This is a genomic window from Dyadobacter endophyticus, assembly GCF_014641595.1.
Taxonomy (GTDB): domain Bacteria; phylum Bacteroidota; class Bacteroidia; order Cytophagales; family Spirosomataceae; genus Dyadobacter; species Dyadobacter endophyticus.
Genome location: NZ_BMIA01000002.1, coordinates 1,258,975 through 1,276,970 on the forward strand (window position 1 = coordinate 1,258,975; position 17,996 = coordinate 1,276,970).

At 48.8% G+C, this 17,996-nt stretch carries 15 protein-coding genes; 4 read left to right on the forward strand and 11 right to left on the reverse strand.

The features are described from left to right. Positions 1-46: 46 nt before the first annotated feature. Positions 47-1,042: a YheT family hydrolase gene (locus IEY24_RS17345; RefSeq protein ID WP_188934314.1), complete on the reverse strand. Its 996-nt coding sequence runs from the start codon at positions 1,040-1,042 to the stop codon at positions 47-49. Positions 1,043-1,155: 113 nt separating this feature from the next. Here IEY24_RS17345 and IEY24_RS17350 point away from each other — a divergent pair, with 113 nt between their 5' ends. Further along, on the forward strand, positions 1,156-1,347 hold the full coding sequence (locus IEY24_RS17350; protein WP_188934316.1) for a cold-shock protein: 192 nt from the start codon (positions 1,156-1,158) through the stop codon (positions 1,345-1,347). A 62-nt stretch (positions 1,348-1,409) separates the two neighbouring features. Here IEY24_RS17350 and IEY24_RS17355 read toward each other — a convergent pair whose 3' ends face one another. The 10 genes from IEY24_RS17355 to IEY24_RS17400 all read right to left on the reverse strand — a co-directional run bounded on the left by IEY24_RS17355 (position 1,410) and on the right by IEY24_RS17400 (position 12,151). Beyond that, a complete protein-coding gene (locus IEY24_RS17355) occupies positions 1,410-2,345 on the reverse strand; it encodes a polysaccharide deacetylase family protein (RefSeq protein WP_229222510.1) in 936 nt (311 codons plus the stop codon). A gap of 2 nt (positions 2,346-2,347) precedes the next feature. Beyond that, the gene (locus IEY24_RS17360; protein WP_188934320.1) at positions 2,348-2,728 is read right to left on the reverse strand and encodes a co-chaperone GroES; all 381 of its coding nucleotides are present in this window, start codon (positions 2,726-2,728) and stop codon (positions 2,348-2,350) included. A 100-nt stretch (positions 2,729-2,828) separates the two neighbouring features. Beyond that, the gene (locus IEY24_RS17365) at positions 2,829-4,298 is read right to left on the reverse strand and encodes an MBOAT family O-acyltransferase (RefSeq protein ID WP_188934321.1); all 1,470 of its coding nucleotides are present in this window, start codon (positions 4,296-4,298) and stop codon (positions 2,829-2,831) included. A 4-nt stretch (positions 4,299-4,302) separates the two neighbouring features. Further along, a complete protein-coding gene (locus IEY24_RS17370; RefSeq protein WP_188934323.1) occupies positions 4,303-5,247 on the reverse strand; it encodes a glycosyltransferase family 2 protein in 945 nt (314 codons plus the stop codon). Positions 5,248-5,319: 72 nt separating this feature from the next. Further along, complete coding sequence (locus IEY24_RS17375) at positions 5,320-7,017, reverse strand: glycosyltransferase family protein (protein WP_229222512.1); 1,698 nt, start codon at positions 7,015-7,017, stop codon at positions 5,320-5,322. Continuing rightward, positions 7,001-8,437, reverse strand: coding sequence for a DUF6056 family protein (locus IEY24_RS17380; RefSeq protein WP_188934325.1), 1,437 nt, complete (start codon positions 8,435-8,437; stop codon positions 7,001-7,003). The genes IEY24_RS17375 and IEY24_RS17380 overlap by 17 nt, the downstream gene beginning before the upstream one ends. Further along, entirely contained in the window at positions 8,430-9,380 is a 951-nt protein-coding gene (locus IEY24_RS17385) for a glycosyltransferase family 2 protein (protein ID WP_188934327.1), read from the reverse strand. Before IEY24_RS17385 ends, IEY24_RS17380 begins: the two co-directional genes overlap by 8 nt. 85 nt (positions 9,381-9,465) lie before the next feature. Further along, positions 9,466-10,389 (reverse strand): DMT family transporter, encoded by a 924-nt coding sequence (locus IEY24_RS17390; protein WP_188934329.1) that lies wholly within the window; start codon positions 10,387-10,389, stop codon positions 9,466-9,468. Between the two features lie 2 nt (positions 10,390-10,391). Next, positions 10,392-11,474 carry an LptF/LptG family permease gene (locus tag IEY24_RS17395; protein ID WP_188934331.1) on the reverse strand — a complete coding sequence of 361 codons (1,083 nt, stop codon included), beginning with the start codon at positions 11,472-11,474 and terminating at the stop codon, positions 10,392-10,394. 14 nt (positions 11,475-11,488) lie between these two features. Next, positions 11,489-12,151, reverse strand: a complete 663-nt coding sequence (locus IEY24_RS17400; protein WP_188934333.1) for a metal-dependent transcriptional regulator — start codon at positions 12,149-12,151, stop codon at positions 11,489-11,491. A 154-nt stretch (positions 12,152-12,305) separates the two neighbouring features. Between IEY24_RS17400 and IEY24_RS17405 the strand changes: the two genes are divergently transcribed. From IEY24_RS17405 to IEY24_RS17415, 3 genes are all read left to right on the forward strand, one after another. Further along, positions 12,306-13,655 (forward strand): Nramp family divalent metal transporter, encoded by a 1,350-nt coding sequence (locus IEY24_RS17405; protein WP_188934335.1) that lies wholly within the window; start codon positions 12,306-12,308, stop codon positions 13,653-13,655. A gap of 77 nt (positions 13,656-13,732) precedes the next feature. After that, the gene (locus IEY24_RS17410) at positions 13,733-15,679 is read left to right on the forward strand and encodes a KUP/HAK/KT family potassium transporter (RefSeq protein ID WP_188934337.1); all 1,947 of its coding nucleotides are present in this window, start codon (positions 13,733-13,735) and stop codon (positions 15,677-15,679) included. Positions 15,680-15,774: 95 nt separating this feature from the next. Further along, on the forward strand, positions 15,775-17,982 hold the full coding sequence (locus tag IEY24_RS17415) for an alpha-galactosidase (RefSeq protein WP_188934339.1): 2,208 nt from the start codon (positions 15,775-15,777) through the stop codon (positions 17,980-17,982). Positions 17,983-17,996 lie beyond the last annotated feature (14 nt).

Below are 17,996 nucleotides of genomic sequence, written 5' to 3' on the forward strand. Positions count from 1 at the left end.
TCTTCGGCGAAGTGCGCGCGAATGTGTAAGTGACGGGAGGCAATGGTCAGGGGATGGTCGGGAAGTAGTCAGGGGTAGTCAGGAAATGGAGGGCTTGTTTTTCCGACCAATAAAATTCATCGGTGAGCCGGGCCGGGCGGAAGCCGCAATGGCCGCCGTCTTTCGTTGCGAGTAAAGTTACATGGGAATGCGACTGCAAGGCATCGATTGGCAGGCTTTCGAATGGTACGATCGGGTCGTTTTCAGCATTCACAATCATAGTCGGTATCGCGATCGGTTCGATGAAATGCATAGAGCTACATTCGGCATAGTAATGATCGGCCCCATTGTAGCCATGAAGCGGCGCGGTGTAAATATGATCGAAATCGTAAAGTGTTTTTACCATTGCATGGTCTTTCAAATCTATTCGCTGAGGGTAAAGGCCTGCTTTTTCTACCACTTTCGGTTTCAGCGAATTCAGGAACCGATGCATATAAATCTGGTTGCGGGGTTCTATGATCGCCAGGCTGCACGCTTTCAGATCCATTGGTACGCTGAACACAATAGAACTTTTGATACGCCTGTCAATCGCGACGCCCGATTCGCCGAGGTATTTCAAAGTCAGGTTTCCTCCCAAACTAAAACCGACCAGCCGCACATCGGAATACCCTTTTTCAAACGCATATTTCACCACCGCGTCCAGATCTTCCGTGGCGCCGCTGTGATAAAACCGGGCGGTCTGGTTCATTTCGCCGCCGCAGCTCCGGAAATTCCAGGCAAGGCAGTCGAACCCATGCTGGTTCAGAAGCTTAACCATCCCGGTTATATATTGGCGTGTGCTGTTGCCTTCGAGGCCGTGCGAGAGGATTACGAGGGGTTTTGGCCCGTCGCCTCCGGCATACGACCAGTCGATATTCAGGAAATCCTCATCGGGAGTTACAATTTTTTCACGGAAATATTTTATGCCATCTATTCGCCGGAAAAGTGCGGGGTAAATACTCTGAAAATGTCCGTTTGGGAGCCAGTAAGGGGATATTCTTGATTTGAGGCGAGTTAGCGGCATGATATAAGGCGCATTCTGGTATTTTGGAAGAATTCTAAGTTACAGAAACTTTATATTGCAAATTTGCTTTTTATATCTAAATTTGGTCATTACAAATAATAAGATCAATTCTAATGGCAGAAGGTACAGTAAAGTTTTTTAATGAATCAAAAGGATACGGATTCATTCAACCATCATCAGGAGAGAAAGACATTTTCGTTCATGTTTCAGGTCTTCAGGACGATATCCGTGAAAACGACAAAGTGTCTTACGAAGTAGAAAATGGAAAAAAAGGCCTAAACGCAATTAACGTTCGCGTTATCTAAGGTTAGTCCATAATAAAGACATTTCGAAAGCACGTTCTCGACAGAGCGTGCTTTTTTACGCCCTATTTTTTACTTTTCGTCAAAGCTTCGAAAGCTTGCTGCGCTTCTTTGTCCGACGGTTCGGTACGCATGAACGAACGCCGCCGATCTGTATCTTTAATCCATCTGTAAAGCCAGGAAAAGCCCCAGTTTCCATGATAATACAACGGCAACTGATAAGCCGGGTCATCCATAGCCTCCGACAGGCTTATCAACCGGTATTTTCTTTCTTTTAGCTTTTGAATCAAGACGGGCAGATAATCGGTGTTGAGCTGATTATCGTGGCACAGGTAAATCTGCTTTAACCGCTTCCCTGTCACTTTCAACGCCACATCATCGAAATAGTCGAAAAGTTGCAAACTAAGTTCGACATAGCGGTTACCGATGGCCTTCGCCTCTTCCGGTTTGCCTTCATTCAATGCCTTTTCATAAAGCTGTGTGTAAAGCCAGTCTTCACTTTCGACCGTAAATGGCGTTGAAATGTAATGATGCTCATTCAGGAACTGTCTCATTTGCAACTGTTCCGCACTATCCTTACCCATTGCGTTGAAAGGAAAGCGGAAATACTCCAACTTCTTGCCCGCATGCTCAGCCATTTTCCGCGACAGTTCCTCTCCTTTCAAAACTTCATCCTTAAATGCCTCAAAGCCTACTTCTCCGTAATTCGGATGCGAATAGCTGTGATTGCCGACGGTAATGTAAGGCTTCGAAATCCAGCTTTGGAGCAGCTTTTTATTTTGGTCAAAGGCGTTGTTCCGCTTCAAATTTGCTTCGTTAATAAAAATCGCAACAGGCAGATTTAACGAATCCAGCTTTCTCAGCAGCCCGGATGAATTGCCATTTGCTGCATACAAATGAACATTCGGAACGTCGTCGATGGTAATCGAAACGCTGAGGTCCTGCGCGAACGCGGATAATGTGACGAGCGAAAAAAGGAAGAGGCAACAGTGCTTTCTCATGGTCATTCAAACAAATCCTCCGACCGCTCCAACATCAGTATCGACGACTGCGGAACGATCACGTACTTCTGACCGTCGTATTCGAGGTCGATGGCATTGCGCTGGAGGTATATAGCCAGGTCGCCTTCCTTGGATTGGAGAGGCATATATTTTACTTTTTCTTCGGTCTCTTTCCACGGCTCATCTTCCGCAGCTACGGGAATCGGGTAACCCGGCCCTACTTTGATCACATAGCCACTCTGAACCTGTTCTCTTTCGGTGACGGTCGGAGGCAGATAGAGGCCACTGTTGGTGCGGTCGCTGGGACTTTTGGGGCGGATCAAAACCCTGTCCCCTACTACGATCAGGCTTTTGAGCCTGTTGTCGGATGTTACTTCGTACATGGTAATTAATACTTGATCGGTAATAAGAACGTTGATAGTCCTTCGAAAATGAGGTAACAAATAATTAAGGGCAAATGTTTGCTCCGGCCTCTCGCCATTTTCAAAACTGGAAGTAGATGAACTGGTTTTCGGAAACTACCCCCAGCAGGAAGTTCGCCAGCAGGATCAGCGGGAACAGGATGAAGAATACGGTCGTGTTCCGTGTCGGTATTTTCAGGTAATAGTGCTCCTTAATCATCAGGAAAACAATCAGGAACAGGCAGAACCACATTTCTACTTGGTTCATCGGCGTTTGCAGCGGCTCCGAGAATGAGAAACCGGCCATCTTTTCGAGAATCAGGAACGAGCGGCTTACCGGCGCTTTGTGGTTGCGGAAGAATACCCAGGTGATGGTTACGAGAACAAAGGTAAATACCATGTTCAGGACATCCATAAAGGCATTTTTGGGCATTTCGACACCGGCTTGCTTCAACCATTTGTCGCGCAATGAAGCCGCTACCTGGTAAAAACCGTGCAATGCGCCCCATATCACGTAGTTCCAGCTGGCACCATGCCATAGCCCGCTCACAAGGAACACAATGAACTGGTTGCGGTATTTGATCCATTCGCCCTTCCTGTTTCCGCCCAATGGAATATAGAGGTAATCTTTAAACCACGACGAAAGCGAAATGTGCCATCTGCCCCAGAATTCCGAAATGGATTTGGAAATATAGGGCGTCTTAAAGTTGTCCATCAAAGTAAAGCCCATTACACGGGCCGCTCCGATGGCGATATCCGAATATCCAGAAAAGTCGCAATAGATCCGAAATGCAAAGAATACGGTGGCCACGATGAGCGTCAGCCCATTATGCTCGGTAGGCTTGTCATAGGCATAATCGACGAGCATGACGAGGCGGTCGGCGATCACCATTTTCTTGAAAAAACCGAAAGCCATCTGCATCAGCCCCTCCTTTACCTGCTCGAAATCGTATTTGAAAAACGAGTGGAACTGGAAAAGCATATTCTGCGGCCGCTCGATCGGCCCCGCCACGAGCTGCGGATAGAACATCACATACAATGCATAAATCCCGAAATGCTTCTCGGCCGCCTGGTTGCCACGGTACACCTCGATGGTGTAGCTCATGGCCTGAAATGTATGGAATGATAGACCAATGGGTAGAAGCAATGCACCGCTTCCGGTAGTCATCCATTCGGCGATCGGGCCGGGGATTAGCCGCGTGAATGCGGGGAATGCAGGCCTTAAATGCAGGTTGGAGAGAATCGTATTGACCGATTCCTGCACGAAATCGTAGTATTTGAAGAATGCGAGGATACCGATGTTGGAAATCAGGCTGATGACCAGCAGGAGCTTTCTCTGTCGTTGCGCCTGCGACTTTTCAATCCAGATCCCCGCATAATAGTCGATAATAATGGTTCCGAACAGGATCAGGATGAAAACCGGTTTGAAAACCATGTAAAAATAGCAGCTGGTAGCGAGCAAAAGCATCCAACGGCCTTTCCACGACAGGCTGAAATACGCCAGCGTGACTACTATAAAGAAAACTGCAAATTGAATCGAATGAAAATCCATCAGGTCAAATGTACTCCCGGTTGACTATTTCCTCTTTGATAATGAACAGGGGACGGTTTTTGGATTGAAAAAAAATCCGGAGCACATATTCTCCAATAATACCCAGCGCCAGCAATTGCACCCCGCTGAACAGGATGATCACAAAAAGCAGCGCGGCGAAACCCTCGATAACATGGGCAAAAAATAACTTTTTGAGCACGACTGTCGCAAAATACACCAGTGATATGACAATGGCCGTCATGCCCACCCGGCTCATGAACTTGATGGGAAACTCGCTGAAATTGAAAATACCATTGTAAGCGAGCTTGAAAAGCTGTTTAAAGGAGTATTTCGACTCCCCTGCCGCGCGCGCGTCACGCTCGTACTCGTACCCGACCTGCTTGAAACCGATCCATGAGCGCATTCCGCGCAGGTAACGGCTTTCCTCGGGCATTTTATTTAAAACATCGACTACCCTGCGGCTGATCAACGCAAAATCCCCGCTGTCAAGCGGAATATCCACATAGGAAATCGAGCGGAGAATACGGTAAAACCAATAGTATCCCATTCTTTTCACGAAACCCTCTTTTCTTTTCTTACGCACAGCGTAAACTACGTCGTTACCGTCTTTCAGTAATTTGTAAAATTCCGGCAAAAGCTCCGGCGGGTCCTGCAAATCGCCGTCGATCACGAAGAGTGCTTCGGTGCCGCGCGCTGCGGAAATACCGGCTGTCAATGCGAGCTGGTGGCCGTGATTACGTGAAAGGAAAACGCCATGATAGCGTTCATCCATCAACGCCACCTGCCTGATTTTGAGCGCTGTATCATCCCTACTCCCGTCATCGATCAGTACCACTTCAATGGATAGCGGGCTGGCATCCATTAATGCGTTGATACGTTGCACCAGTAGCGGAAATGTCTCAGATTCATTATATAGCGGCGCGACGATTGAAATTTGAGGAGTTTTCAATATGCTGAGTTTTTCAATGACCAATGGAGGCAAAAATACACCTTTCGGGCTATTATCGAAACATTCTGTTATTTAAGGTATTGTCACTTTTCCAAGAACGCCGCCTTTAAGCGCAGCTCCTTCGATATTCACGATTCCCAGGTCGTAAGTTCCGGGCAGCAGGGATGAATGCGGTATTACAATGTCAAAACCCTTGTCGTACTGCTTAAAGAAGTTGCGTCCGACATACTTATGCGGCTCCATTTTGAAGAAATACAGGCGTTGCCCGTTCCGCGCAAATGCATATTCCCCATTCGAACGCAGGGGGGAAATCGTCCCTTCCGGGTCGTTCACATAGATGCCCTTGTCACGATGCTCAACTGTCACCTGTCGTTCTAATGGAAATGCGGTCGTAAGCGCATTGACCTGCCGTCCCAACTCGTTCCCTTCTTTGGGATAGCTGTAAACACCTGTTTTGACAAGGTATTTCATCACATTATCGACGTACCGAGCTCCTTCCGAATAAGGCACGTGGCCCAATCCGAAACCATTGTGTTCCTGGTTGTAGCCATTGACCATATAATACTTGCGGCGCTCTGAAATAACCGGCAGATATGTGCAGATCGAAATGCCCCAGATTATCAGCGCTACCAATGCACCCCCTTGTAATGCCCGTTTCCGCAGGTTTTGATTTTGAGTTGATACAATAAAAGACAAATAGGTAACCGTAAGAAACAGGGCCGGATAAATCTTATAATTGCTCACTATCATCACAAAAAAACCGAATCTAGGCCGCAGCAGGCCTATTACCAGCGCTTCGACCAGCAAGAAGCTTAGAATACCCAGCAAAAAAGCATTCAGATTAACGGCGCGTTCGGTTTCGAGCGGTGCGGGATCGTTTTTGAATAGGCCGAATGTCCGTGCCAGCCACGGCGTAAGCTGCCGCCAGAGCCAAACCACGACCCAAATCATTGCAATGAAAGCCATCAGCACCGGCAATGCCGAGCGTACCACAATGTCTTTCTCCGGAAAGAAATCGAACAGCCCGCCAAGGAATGCGAAAAAGCCCAGTACCGATAAATGCGGATATTTGGCAAAAAACGCGAAACTCGATTCGTTACCCTGCGCCGACATGCCGTAGAAATAGAAGCCTACCGCCAATGCCCCCACTGCGATCCAGGCCGTTAACTGCTTGTATTGCGACCGTAACAAAAGTACTGCAACGCCCGCAGGCCAGACAAATATCCCGCTGCTCATCGCATACGTAGCGCACACACCCGCGAGCAACGCACCCGTGAAACGCTTTCCCGATAGCAAAAACATGGATAGTACCACAAAGAAAACCACCGGCTCGTGCTGCCAGCCGCAGATCGCCCAAAGGAAAATGAGGTGGTATTGCAGCTGGAAGAGCAGGAAAGGAACGGGCAGAAAGTACCAGGCGCTCAGATCCGAGCGCTTGAATGCCTGCCAGAAGACCGCCAATGTGCCTAGCGTAAAAAATGCGGCACCAATGTGCAGAAATGTGAAGTTGAGATGCCCCGTGACCCAGTAATAGCCCAGCGTCGCCAGCTTGCCTACAACCATCCGGTGCTCGTTATTAGGCTGGAAAAGGAGTGTCAAACGTTCCGGTAATGAATCGCTCGTGATCCATTTATGCAGGAAATCGGGGAAAGGGTCGAAATCGTCGTACCAGGGCAGATTCACCGAATAGTAAAGGACCACTGCCACCCACAACACCACGGGTACTGCCATTACCAGGAAGATAAGCGGCTTTTTATTGCTGTTGTCCACCTTCGGTATCTTTCATGTAAATGGCTTCCTTGCCAAAATAGCCTGCCGCGCACTTGTTCCACCAGTGGTTGCGGTCGGTTTTAATATCGTCGTCGAGGAAAATGGTCATGGGTTTCGAACGGACGGGCGGCAGGTACAATATATCCTCCTGTGAATTCTTGATCAAAGCATAGCGCTGGTACATCTCCTTATCGAATGCGGCGGCTTTGCCTTTCAGCAGGTCCGAATACATTGTTTTAACATTGCTGCTACGCAAAAAAGACATTCCTACCGACACCAGCAGCACTGCATAGACGATTCCATACCGCGCGGTCGTAAAATGCAGGAAAGTAAATTTTCTCTTTTTGAAGTAGTGAAAAAGTACGCCGACTACATAAAACCAGCCGATCAGAAAGAAGAATAAAACGCAATTGATCACACGCGGCGTAGGCTCTATTCCCACTCCATAATAAGAAGGGAACAGCTGTGCAGATAGCACGCCGATAAACAGCAGCACCGCATACCAGACCGGAATCGAGAAATAATTCCGGGCTCCGTCAGAAAGCCTTGAAAGTACAAACAGCCAGGCCAGGGTAAAGAATACCAGCGGCGTACGAAAGACCCAGTCGTAACCGAGATAAGCCAGCTTTTTAAACGACGAAATAACCGAGAACGAAACATTACCACCCAGCGGGTTGCCGCCGATTCGCGCCGCATTACCCGGGGAAGCGAAATAGAAGTAGCAGGAAGCCGCCGTCACCACTGCCATCGCGATCATGAATGCATCGACTTTCCGGTTGAAAAGTACCCGGTAAGCCAGCCAGGCGCCAACCAATAGCACCATGATCAGCAGGTTCGTTTCGCTGCTTCCGATTACGGCGAATATCAAAAAACCCGAAAGCACACCGACAAACAGCTTCGCCGGCTGGGTATCCTGCCGGTACCACCGCAGTACCAGCACGATCCAAAACAATGTGAGGATATTCGGAACAGTGTAGGTTACAAATGCGGCCATCCAGTAAAATGCTTCCGAAATACTCATCATTTTGAGTATATAGAGGAAGAAAACCACCCCTGCAAAACCGACGTGTGCCAATCTCGACAAGGTGGGTGTCAGGTGCCGGAAGAGGCTGTATAACGCAAATACCATCCCGAGCAACAAAATGACCGGCAATACTTTGAAACCGGCAATTGAATGGAACAATAGCGGGCTCGAATGGTTCAGGAAAATACCGAAATAGCGGCCGGTCCATTCCGTATAATAGAGCTTCATGGCTTCGAACCAGCCGATTTTGAACACAGTAAAAATGTAACAGAAATCGTCCGCCGGCGACGGATGGTTGAAGTACGAAAGCGCCAGCAGCGGCACCAGTACGGTCAGCATCAGCAGAATGTTGATCCAGTTGCCTACAACCCGGTATTTTCTATAAAATCTATTCATTGACAATTTTTTCTATGATATAGCGTGGACGGCCTTTTACTTCTTCATAAATCTTACCGATATATTCCCCGATCAGGCCAAGTGCCATCATATTAAATCCGCTGAAAAAAGTTAGCGGCAGCATGGTGGACGTCCAGCCAGGCACGGTATGGCCGATGATATAAGACGAGAGAATGTATATCACGATCAGCATCGCGATAACGAAATTCGCAAACCCGAAATACAGCACCAGCCGCATCGGGAAGGTAGAAAACGAGGTGATGCCGTTCCATGCGAAAAGCAGCATCTTGTTGAGCGGATATTTGGTTTCGCCTGCCTCGCGTTCAAGACGGCTGTAAAATACCTTTTCGTTTTTAAAACCGATGAGCGGCACAATGCCGCGGAGAAACATATTTATCTCACGGAAGTTACCGAGTTCTTTCAGTACCCGCTGATCCATCAAGCGGAAGTCGGCGTGGTTGAAGACCACCGGAACGCCCATTTTTTGCATTAATACATAAAAACCCTCGGCAGTGGACCGCTTGAACCAGGAGTCGGAGCTGCGGTCGGAGCGCACGCCGTACACGATCATTGCACCCTCACGATGCTTTTCAATCATGGCGGTTATGGCATTGATATCGTCCTGAAGGTCGGCGTCGATCGTGATGAAGCAGTCGAAATCGTTAACATGCTGCTCCAAGCCAGCCATAATGGCGCTCTGGTGACCGAAATTCCGCGATAGCCCTACTCCAATGATATTCTGGTCTTTGTGGCAAAGATCTTCGATGATCGACCAGGTATTATCCCGGCTGCCGTCGTTCACAAAGCAGATCCGACTGTCTGCCGCGATGAGGCCCTGCTCCTTGATGCCGTTGTAGTAGGTGTTTAATTTAGCATACGTCCGGTACAAGATCGCCTCTTCATTGTAGCATGGTATAACTAAAAGTAAACGAGCTGGATTCATATGTCACCCTGTTGGTTGAATCGACAAAAATAGCAGTAATAAGTTAATAAGCTCCTCTTCATGCCCACCGGCCGATCAATATGACCTATTTACCGGCTTCAATTATCTTTCGGTTACGCTTCCTAAGGACGGTGCTCGTTAGCAGCGGATAAAGGAGTACTGCGAGCAATATCAGCACCGTACCCATGTAGAAACCCTGGGTCATACGCTCCTTTTCGCCAAAAATAAAAAAGGCCAGCGCAATACCGTAAACAGGCTCTAGGTTGATGGTCAGGTTAATGAGATAGGCAGAAAACTGCTTCATGAGCTGCGTAGCCATGGTGCTCGCGTACACGGTACACACGAATGCGAGGAACAATATCCAGATCCAGTCGCCCGTCGCCGGAACGAACGGCGCGCCGCCGTTCCAGTTTTTGTTTTCTGAAATCGCCAGAAACAGCAGCGAAAATAATGTAGCGCCTACCATTTCATAGAATGTGATTACCCAGGCGTCGATCCGCTGCACAAGCCGGCTGTTCGCTACCGTAAATGTCGCTGCGAGCATTGCAGAGGCCAACGCCAGCACGAGGCCCAATGCGTGGTCGAACTCGAACCTGAATACCACGTACAAGCCCGCGAACGCCAGAATACCCAGCCCTACTTCAAGCGGCCTGATTTTTCTTTTATTGACCAATGGCTCCAAAAGACTCGTCCAGAGCGAAGTCGTAGCCATTCCTGCCAGGCACACCGACGCGGTAGAAACCCGTGCCGATGCAAAAAACAGCATCCAATGCGCCGAAAGCACAAAGCCGACCGCCAGCATTTTGACCACATCGCGACTGGCTGCGGCGAAGCTCTTTTTAAATGATAGAATCACAATGCCTAATCCAATCGCCGCAAAGAGCGTCCTGTATAAAACCAACGCAACGGGCGAGATCGTCACCATCAGCCCCACAATAGCTGTAAAGCCCCAGATCATCACCAGGAAATGCAGATGCAGGTAAGAGCGCACGGAAGTGGACGATAGCATATTTACCTCGGTAATGTTTTATAAAGCAACACCCCGATCAGCGAAAAGACGATATTGGGCAACCATACGGCAAAAAGCGTGTTGATCGTACCCGCCTCCGCCACACCCTTGGATAACAAAAAGAAAAGGATGTAAATGAATGCCAGCATAAAGCCCAGCGCTATCTGCCAGCCTACCCCCCGGCGGCTTTTTCTTGCCGAAACGATCACACCGATGGCCGTCAGGATCAGGATCGCGAACGGTTGGGTGAAGCGGATATATTTTTCAATAAGATACACCTCCAAACCATCGGCACCGCGGCTTTTCAGCAGCTCTATGTAAGCATTGAGTTCAGGTAGTGTAAAAGTTTCGTAGAGGTTGTAATCGCTTTCGAAATCCTTAGGGGAAAGGTTAATGGTCGTATCGATCTCCGTTCCCCGGCTCAACCGTTCGCCAAGGCTGTCGAGCGTTCGCACTTGGTAATTTTGCAGCGTCCATTTATTCTTTTTCGGCTGCCAGACGATCTTCTCGGCATAAAACTTTTGAAGCAGTTTGGTCCCCTTGATCGTCTCCATCGTAAACTTGTTGCCGGTTTGCGTGGTGGTATTGTAGCTTTCCAGGTAGGCGTACACATCCGGTGCGATGGTGATATGCACATTATGCCCGCTGAAATAGAACTCGTTTTTTACATAAGTTTTTTCAAATCCGTTACGGATCTTGTTGGCTTTGGGCAACACCCAGCCTACCTGGATGAACGTCAGGACACCCAAAACGACCGCGCCGGCCATGTAGGGCATCAGCATTCGTGTGAAACTGATCCCGCTGCTGAGCATCGCGATGATCTCCGTACGCGCGGCAATGCGCGAAGTGAAGAACACCGTGGCGATGAATACCATCAGCGGACTGATGTAGTTGATCCAGTAAGGGATCAGATTAAGGTAATAGTCGATGATGATCTCCCTGAGTGGTGCTTTTTTGTCTAAAAAGTCGTCTACCTTTTCCGTGTAGTCGATCATACAAATAATCAGTACAATGACGAACGCCACGAACACGTAGGTAATCAGGAAGTTTTTGATCAGGTAACGATCGAGGATTTTGAAGTTCATGGCTGGTTATAGTCTCATCGGCGCTGTACCAGCAGGTTTTTGGACACTTCGAGACTGATAAACAACGTAGGCCCGCCGTTAATCCGTACAGAGGCCGACTTGTCGTATTCATTAATTTCCTGCACTTCCAATACCGCACCCAGTGTAATCCCTGACCTATCAAGGTGTTGCAGAAAAGAAGGTGCATGATCGAGCACGCCCATCATTAACACTTTTTCACCAATATGCACGTCCGTAAGGATCAGGTAATCCGGTTCAGTAAGGTTTCCTTTGGCATCTGGAATAGGATCGCCATGCGGATCGAACTTCGGATGCCCCAGAAACGCATCGAGCTTTTCAACAAGGACTTCGGAGGGAATATGTTCCAGTTCTTCGGCAATATCATGCACCTCGTCCCAGCCGAAACCCAGCTTTTCAACGAGAAAAACCTCCCAGAGACGGTGCTTACGGATCACCTTGATCGCCACTTTCTCTCCGCTGTCCGTGAGTGTCACACCCTGGTATTTTTTGTAGTGGATCAATCCCTTCTCCGCCAGCTTACGCAACATATCGGTTACTGACGCCGCGCGTGTCGATGTGCTCTCTGCGAGTGCGTTCGTAGTCACCTCTACCCCGTCGCGTCCGGAAAGCGCATGGATGATCTTTAAATAATTTTCTTCTGTGAAGGAGTTCTGCATGCCCAATAAGCCCCGGTTACCAATCTATACTATCCGGCAAAAGTACGATTTACTATCTGTAAATTAAAAAATTTAGACTAACCTAAAAATATATTAAGAATTTCCTTATCTTTGTTTTAAGAGAACTAAATTGTTTATTTCGGAGAGTAAGGAAATGATTGACGGTTTAAAAATAGATAAGTCTTTGCAAGAGAAAACACCGGAACATAGTGACCAGCTCCGCTCACTATCCGAAGTTCACTCCTCGATTTCCGTGCCCGAGGGGGCTGGCTTTTGGAAAAAAATGGCCGCATTCACCGGCCCCGGGCTGATGGTGGCGGTTGGTTATATCGATCCGGGCAACTGGGCTACCGATATCGAAGGCGGCTCGCGGTTTGGCTACACATTGCTTTCCGTAATCCTGATTTCGAACCTTTTTGCGATGCTTTTGCAGCATTTATCGCTGAAACTCGGGATCGCCACCGGCCGCGATCTTGCGCAGGCCTGCCGTGATTATTACTCGCGTCCCGTTTCTTTTGTGCTGTGGGTACTCTCCGAGATTGCCATTGCCGCTACCGACCTTGCCGAGGTAATCGGCTCCGCCATCGCATTGAACCTGCTTTTCGGGCTACCGCTGCCCATTGGCGTGCTGTTCACCGCCTTCGATGTACTGGTCGTTTTGTATTTCCAGCAAAAAGGCTTCCGCATCATCGAAAGCATCGTAGCCGGGCTTATGAGCATTATTCTGCTTAGCTTTTTGTATGAAATGATCGTTTCTCAGCCTTCACTGGCCGGCATGATGGGCGGGCTAATCCCCAAAAAGGAGATCATTACCGACTCGGGAATGCTCTACATTGCCATAGGTATCCTCGGCGCCACCGTCATGCCGCATAACCTCTACCTGCATTCCAGCATCGTCCAAACCCGTAATTTCAAAAAAGACGAGCCCGGCAAACGTTCCGCAATCCGCTTCGCGACGATCGATTCCACCGTTTCCCTGGCACTGGCTTTCTTTATCAATGCCTCCATCCTGATCCTTGCCGCCTCTGCATTCCACGCCAACGGCCATTTTGAAATCGCCGATATTACCGATGCCTACCACCTGCTCGACCCGGTGTTGGGTGTGAGCCTGGCAGGCATATTCTTCGCTCTGGCATTGCTCGCATCCGGCCAGAGCTCCACGCTCACCGGTACGCTCGCAGGGCAGATCGTCATGGAAGGCTTTCTCAACATCCGCCTGAAACCCTGGGCGCGCCGTCTGCTCACCCGCGGCATCGCCATCATTCCGGCGTTGATCGTGTCGTATTTGTATGGAGAACGCGGGACCGCTGAACTGCTCGTTTTCAGCCAGGTGATTCTTTCCCTCCAATTGAGTTTTGCTGTCGTACCCCTCGTATTCTTCACTTCCAACAGCAAAATCATGGGCCGGTTCGCCAATTCCCGGCCGGTTATATTGCTTAGCTGGGTGATTGCGGCGATCATTATCGGGCTAAATGGCTTTTTATTGTGGAAGACATTTATTTAAACTGAAAATTTTAATGCCCGCCCCGGAACCTTTTTCTCCGTCGTTTCCTAACTTTCGCCGTTTTTCATAAAAGGTGGATGGAATCAAAACACAAAGTTGACAAGGTAACGGCTGCCGGGCTACTGGTGGCGTTCGGCATTATATATGGCGATATCGGTACGTCGCCACTCTATGTAATGCAGGCGATTATCGGAAGTGAGATTATATCCGAAGAGATTATCTATGGTGCGCTATCCTGCATATTCTGGACGCTCACCCTCCAAACGACCGTCAAATACGTTATTTTGATTCTCCGGGCCGATAACCGTGGCGAGGGAGGCATTTTCGCTTTGTACGCATTGGTAAGAAAGCATGCCAGATGGCTGACAGTTCCCGCAATTATCGGAGGAAGCACCCTGCTGGCCGACGGCATCATTACCCCCCCGATTTCCGTTGCGTCTGCTGTGGAAGGTTTGAGATTGTTGTATCCGAATATCCAGACCATTCCGATTGTACTCGGCATTCTGACGGCGATTTTCCTGATCCAGGCATTTGGTACAAAAATCGTCGGGCGCACATTTGGGCCTTTAATGGTGACATGGTTCGTGATGCTTGGTGTTCTGGGGCTTTATCAGATTTTAGAACACCCGGGTATCTTCAAAGCATTCAACCCATATTATGGATATCAATTACTGACGCAGCATCCCGGCGGATTTTGGATGCTTGGTGCGGTTTTCCTATGTACAACGGGAGCCGAAGCACTTTACACCGATTTAGGGCACTGTGGTCGGGGAAATATCCGGGTAAGCTGGATATTCGTCAAATCCTGCCTCATTCTCAATTATTTCGGCCAGGGAGCCTGGCTACTCTCCGAAACGGGCAATTTGCTGGATGGACGCAAGCCATTCTACGAAATCATGCCGGAATGGTGGCTCTTACCCGGCATCGTCATTGCAACTTCCGCTGCAATCATCGCGAGCCAGGCATTAATATCCGGATCGTTTACACTGATTTCAGAAGCGATAAGACTCAACTTTTGGCCAAAGGTCCGCCTTATCTATCCCAGTGACCAAAAAGGCCAGCTTTATGTTCCAAGTATCAACTGGCTGCTATTGCTGGGATGTGTGTCAGTAGTCCTATACTTCAAAGAATCGGCCAATATGGAGGCTGCGTACGGGTTGGCAATAACCCTAACGATGATTATGACCACTATCCTGATGTCGTATTACCTATACGTAAAAAGGGTGAATTTATGGATCGTCATCATGTTTATGCTGTTATACCTTTCCATTGAGGGAGCTTTTCTCGGGGCTAACCTGCTCAAATTTACCCATGGGGGCTGGTTTACGATCATGGTCGGGACATTAGTAGCCGGGCTGATGGCCGTATGGCTCAAAGCATTTTACATCAAACTCCGGCTCACCGAATATACCAAGCTGGAAAAATACCTACCGGCATTGCACGAGCTGAGCCGCGATATCAGCATTCCAAAATATACGACCCACCTCGTGTTCATGACCAACGCCTCACGTGCAACCGAAATCGAGACCAAGGTCATTTACTCCATTTTCCAGAAACGGCCCAAACGAGCGGACGTGTACTGGTTTATCCACGTCGACATTACGGATGATCCTTACACGATGGAATACAAGGTGCTGTCGGACGAAGACAATCATGATAACGTCATCAAAATCAACTTCCGGCTTGGTTTCCGCGTCGATCAACGGATCAATATGTTCTTCCGCAAGGTGGTAGAGGATATGGTTTTAAACAAAGAAGTTGATATTACCAGCCGTTACGAATCACTGAGCAAACAGAACATTACCGGGGATTTCCGGTTCGTAGTGCTGGAAAGGTTCCTTTCGTTTGAAAACGACCTGCCATTGCTCGAACAGCTCGTTATGAAGACCTATTTCTTCGTGAAGGATTTCACGACACCGGAGGATAAATGGTTCGGACTCGATAGCAGCTCTGTTAAAATCGAAAAAGTACCGCTGATTATCCGGCCGGTCGAGAATGTAAAACTGCGCCGGGTATTCTCTTAATATCGTCTTCAAGCCTTTCAAAGGATCAATTTTGCCAAGTAACATTGCCAATTTTGATCCTTTTTCTTTTTCAAACTATCCCCTTTAATGTTCCAATGAATCTTCTCCGGCGCACTGCCTTTCCCCTGTTGCTGCTTGTCCTGCACGCATTCTGTTCAGCAGCCCAGACAAAGGTTACCATTCCCATCGAAACCGCTCAAAATGCCCTGGTGCTGCAAACCGATCAGGACAAACATCTCTCGATCATTTACTTTGGCAAAAAACTGGCCCAGGCCTCCGAATACGACCTCGTAAGCGCCCAAAGCCGCCAGCGCGATGGTAATGCAGGCATTTACAACTCCGCCTACACGCCCGCAGGCTCGTGGAGTATTTCGGAGCCGGCTTTGCAGGTGACACATGCCGATGGTAACAAATCGACCGATCTTGTTTACGTAAACCACCAAACCACGCGCGAAGGCGACAATGTGGCCGTCACAAGCATTCAACTCAAAGATCCCGCCTACGCTGTGGAAGTCACATTGTTTTATAAAACCTACTCCCGTGAGAACGTGGTTGAACAATGGAGCTTGATCAAAAGCGCAGAAAAAGGAGAGATTACATTGAACAAATATGCCTCCGCCAACCTCTATTTCCCTGGCAAAGATTTCTATCTGACGCATTATAACGGTACTTGGGCGCGCGAGATGAACCCGGAAGAAGAACAACTTACGGCCGGTATCCGCGTGCTGGATTCTAAGCTCGGAACGCGCGCCAACCTGTTCCAGCCACCCAGCTTCCAACTTTCGTTCGACAACCCCGCAACTGAAACCGAGGGGAAAGTACTGCTCGGAACATTGGCTTGGTCGGGTAACTTCCGTATGGATTTCGAGGTGGATTCCTACCATAATCTCCGGCTGATAGCGGGCATTAACAACTACGCTTCCGAATATCCGCTGGGCCCGGGCAAAGATTTCAAAACACCTTCTTTCATTTACACATTTTCGGAAAACGGAAAGGGCGAAGCGAGCCGCAACCTCCACAATTGGGCCCGCAAATACCGGATCCTCGATGGTGAAGGCTCTCGGCTCACGCTACTGAACAACTGGGAAGCCACCTATTTCGATTTCAACGAGGAAAAACTGTCGGGACTTTTTAAAGACGGCAAGAAACTCGGTGTCGACCTCTTCCTGCTCGACGACGGCTGGTTTGCCAACAAATATCCCCGTAACGACGACCGCGCAGGCCTCGGCGACTGGCAGGAAAACGTCAAAAAACTACCGCACGGAATCGGATACCTCGTTAAAGAAGCCAAAAATGCGGGCATTAAATTCGGGATTTGGGTAGAACCGGAAATGGTGAACCCCAAAAGCGAGCTTTACGAAAAACATCCCGACTGGGTGATCCGTCAGCCGCAGCGACCCGAGCATTATATGCGCAACCAGTTGCCGCTCGATTTGTCGAATCCCGAAGTTCAAAACTTTGTCTTTGGCATTCTGGACAAGCTTTTTACGGAGAATCCCGACATTGCCTACATTAAATGGGATTGTAACGCCATTACTTTCAATGCGCATTCAGCCTATCTCGAAAAGAACAAGCAAAAGCAGTCGCAGCTATATGTGGATTATGTGAGAGGCCTGTACAAAGTCCTCGAAAAGCTCCGCGCCAAATATCCGAAAGTACCTATGATGCTCTGCTCGGGCGGCGGCGGCCGGGTCGATTACGAGGCATTGAAATATTTCACCGAGTTCTGGCCCAGCGACAACACCGACCCGCTCGAACGGGTTTTCATGCAGTGGGAATACTCCTACTTCTTCCCCGCCCTCACGCAAAGCGCACACGTGACCGACTGGGGCAAGCAGCCGCTGAAATTCCGCACCGACGTGGCGATGATGGGCAAGCTTGGGTACGATATTGTGGTGAGTCATTTGAATGAAAAAGACCTGCAATTCAGTCAGCAATCCGTCGCCACTTACAATGCGATCAAGGATGTTGTATGGCACGGCGACCTTTACCGGCTGATCGATCCGAAGAAGAACGATTTCGCCTCCCTGCTTTTTGCTACCAAAAACAAGGACCGGGCCATTGTGTTCTCCTATCTGGTAAGCAATCGGAACGGTGCCGGCTCGGACATGGCCGTTCGTTTACAGGGGCTGGATGCCGGTAAAAAATACAAAGTGAAGGAATTGAACCTCTATCCTGATTCCAAATCACCGGTCCGGGAAGATCAGGTTTATTCAGGGGATTTTCTGATGACTGCTGGTTTTAACCCGGTGGTAAATGCGCGGCGGGCTAGTGTGATTTTGGAAATCCTGGAAATAAAATAGAACTGCGGCGAAAT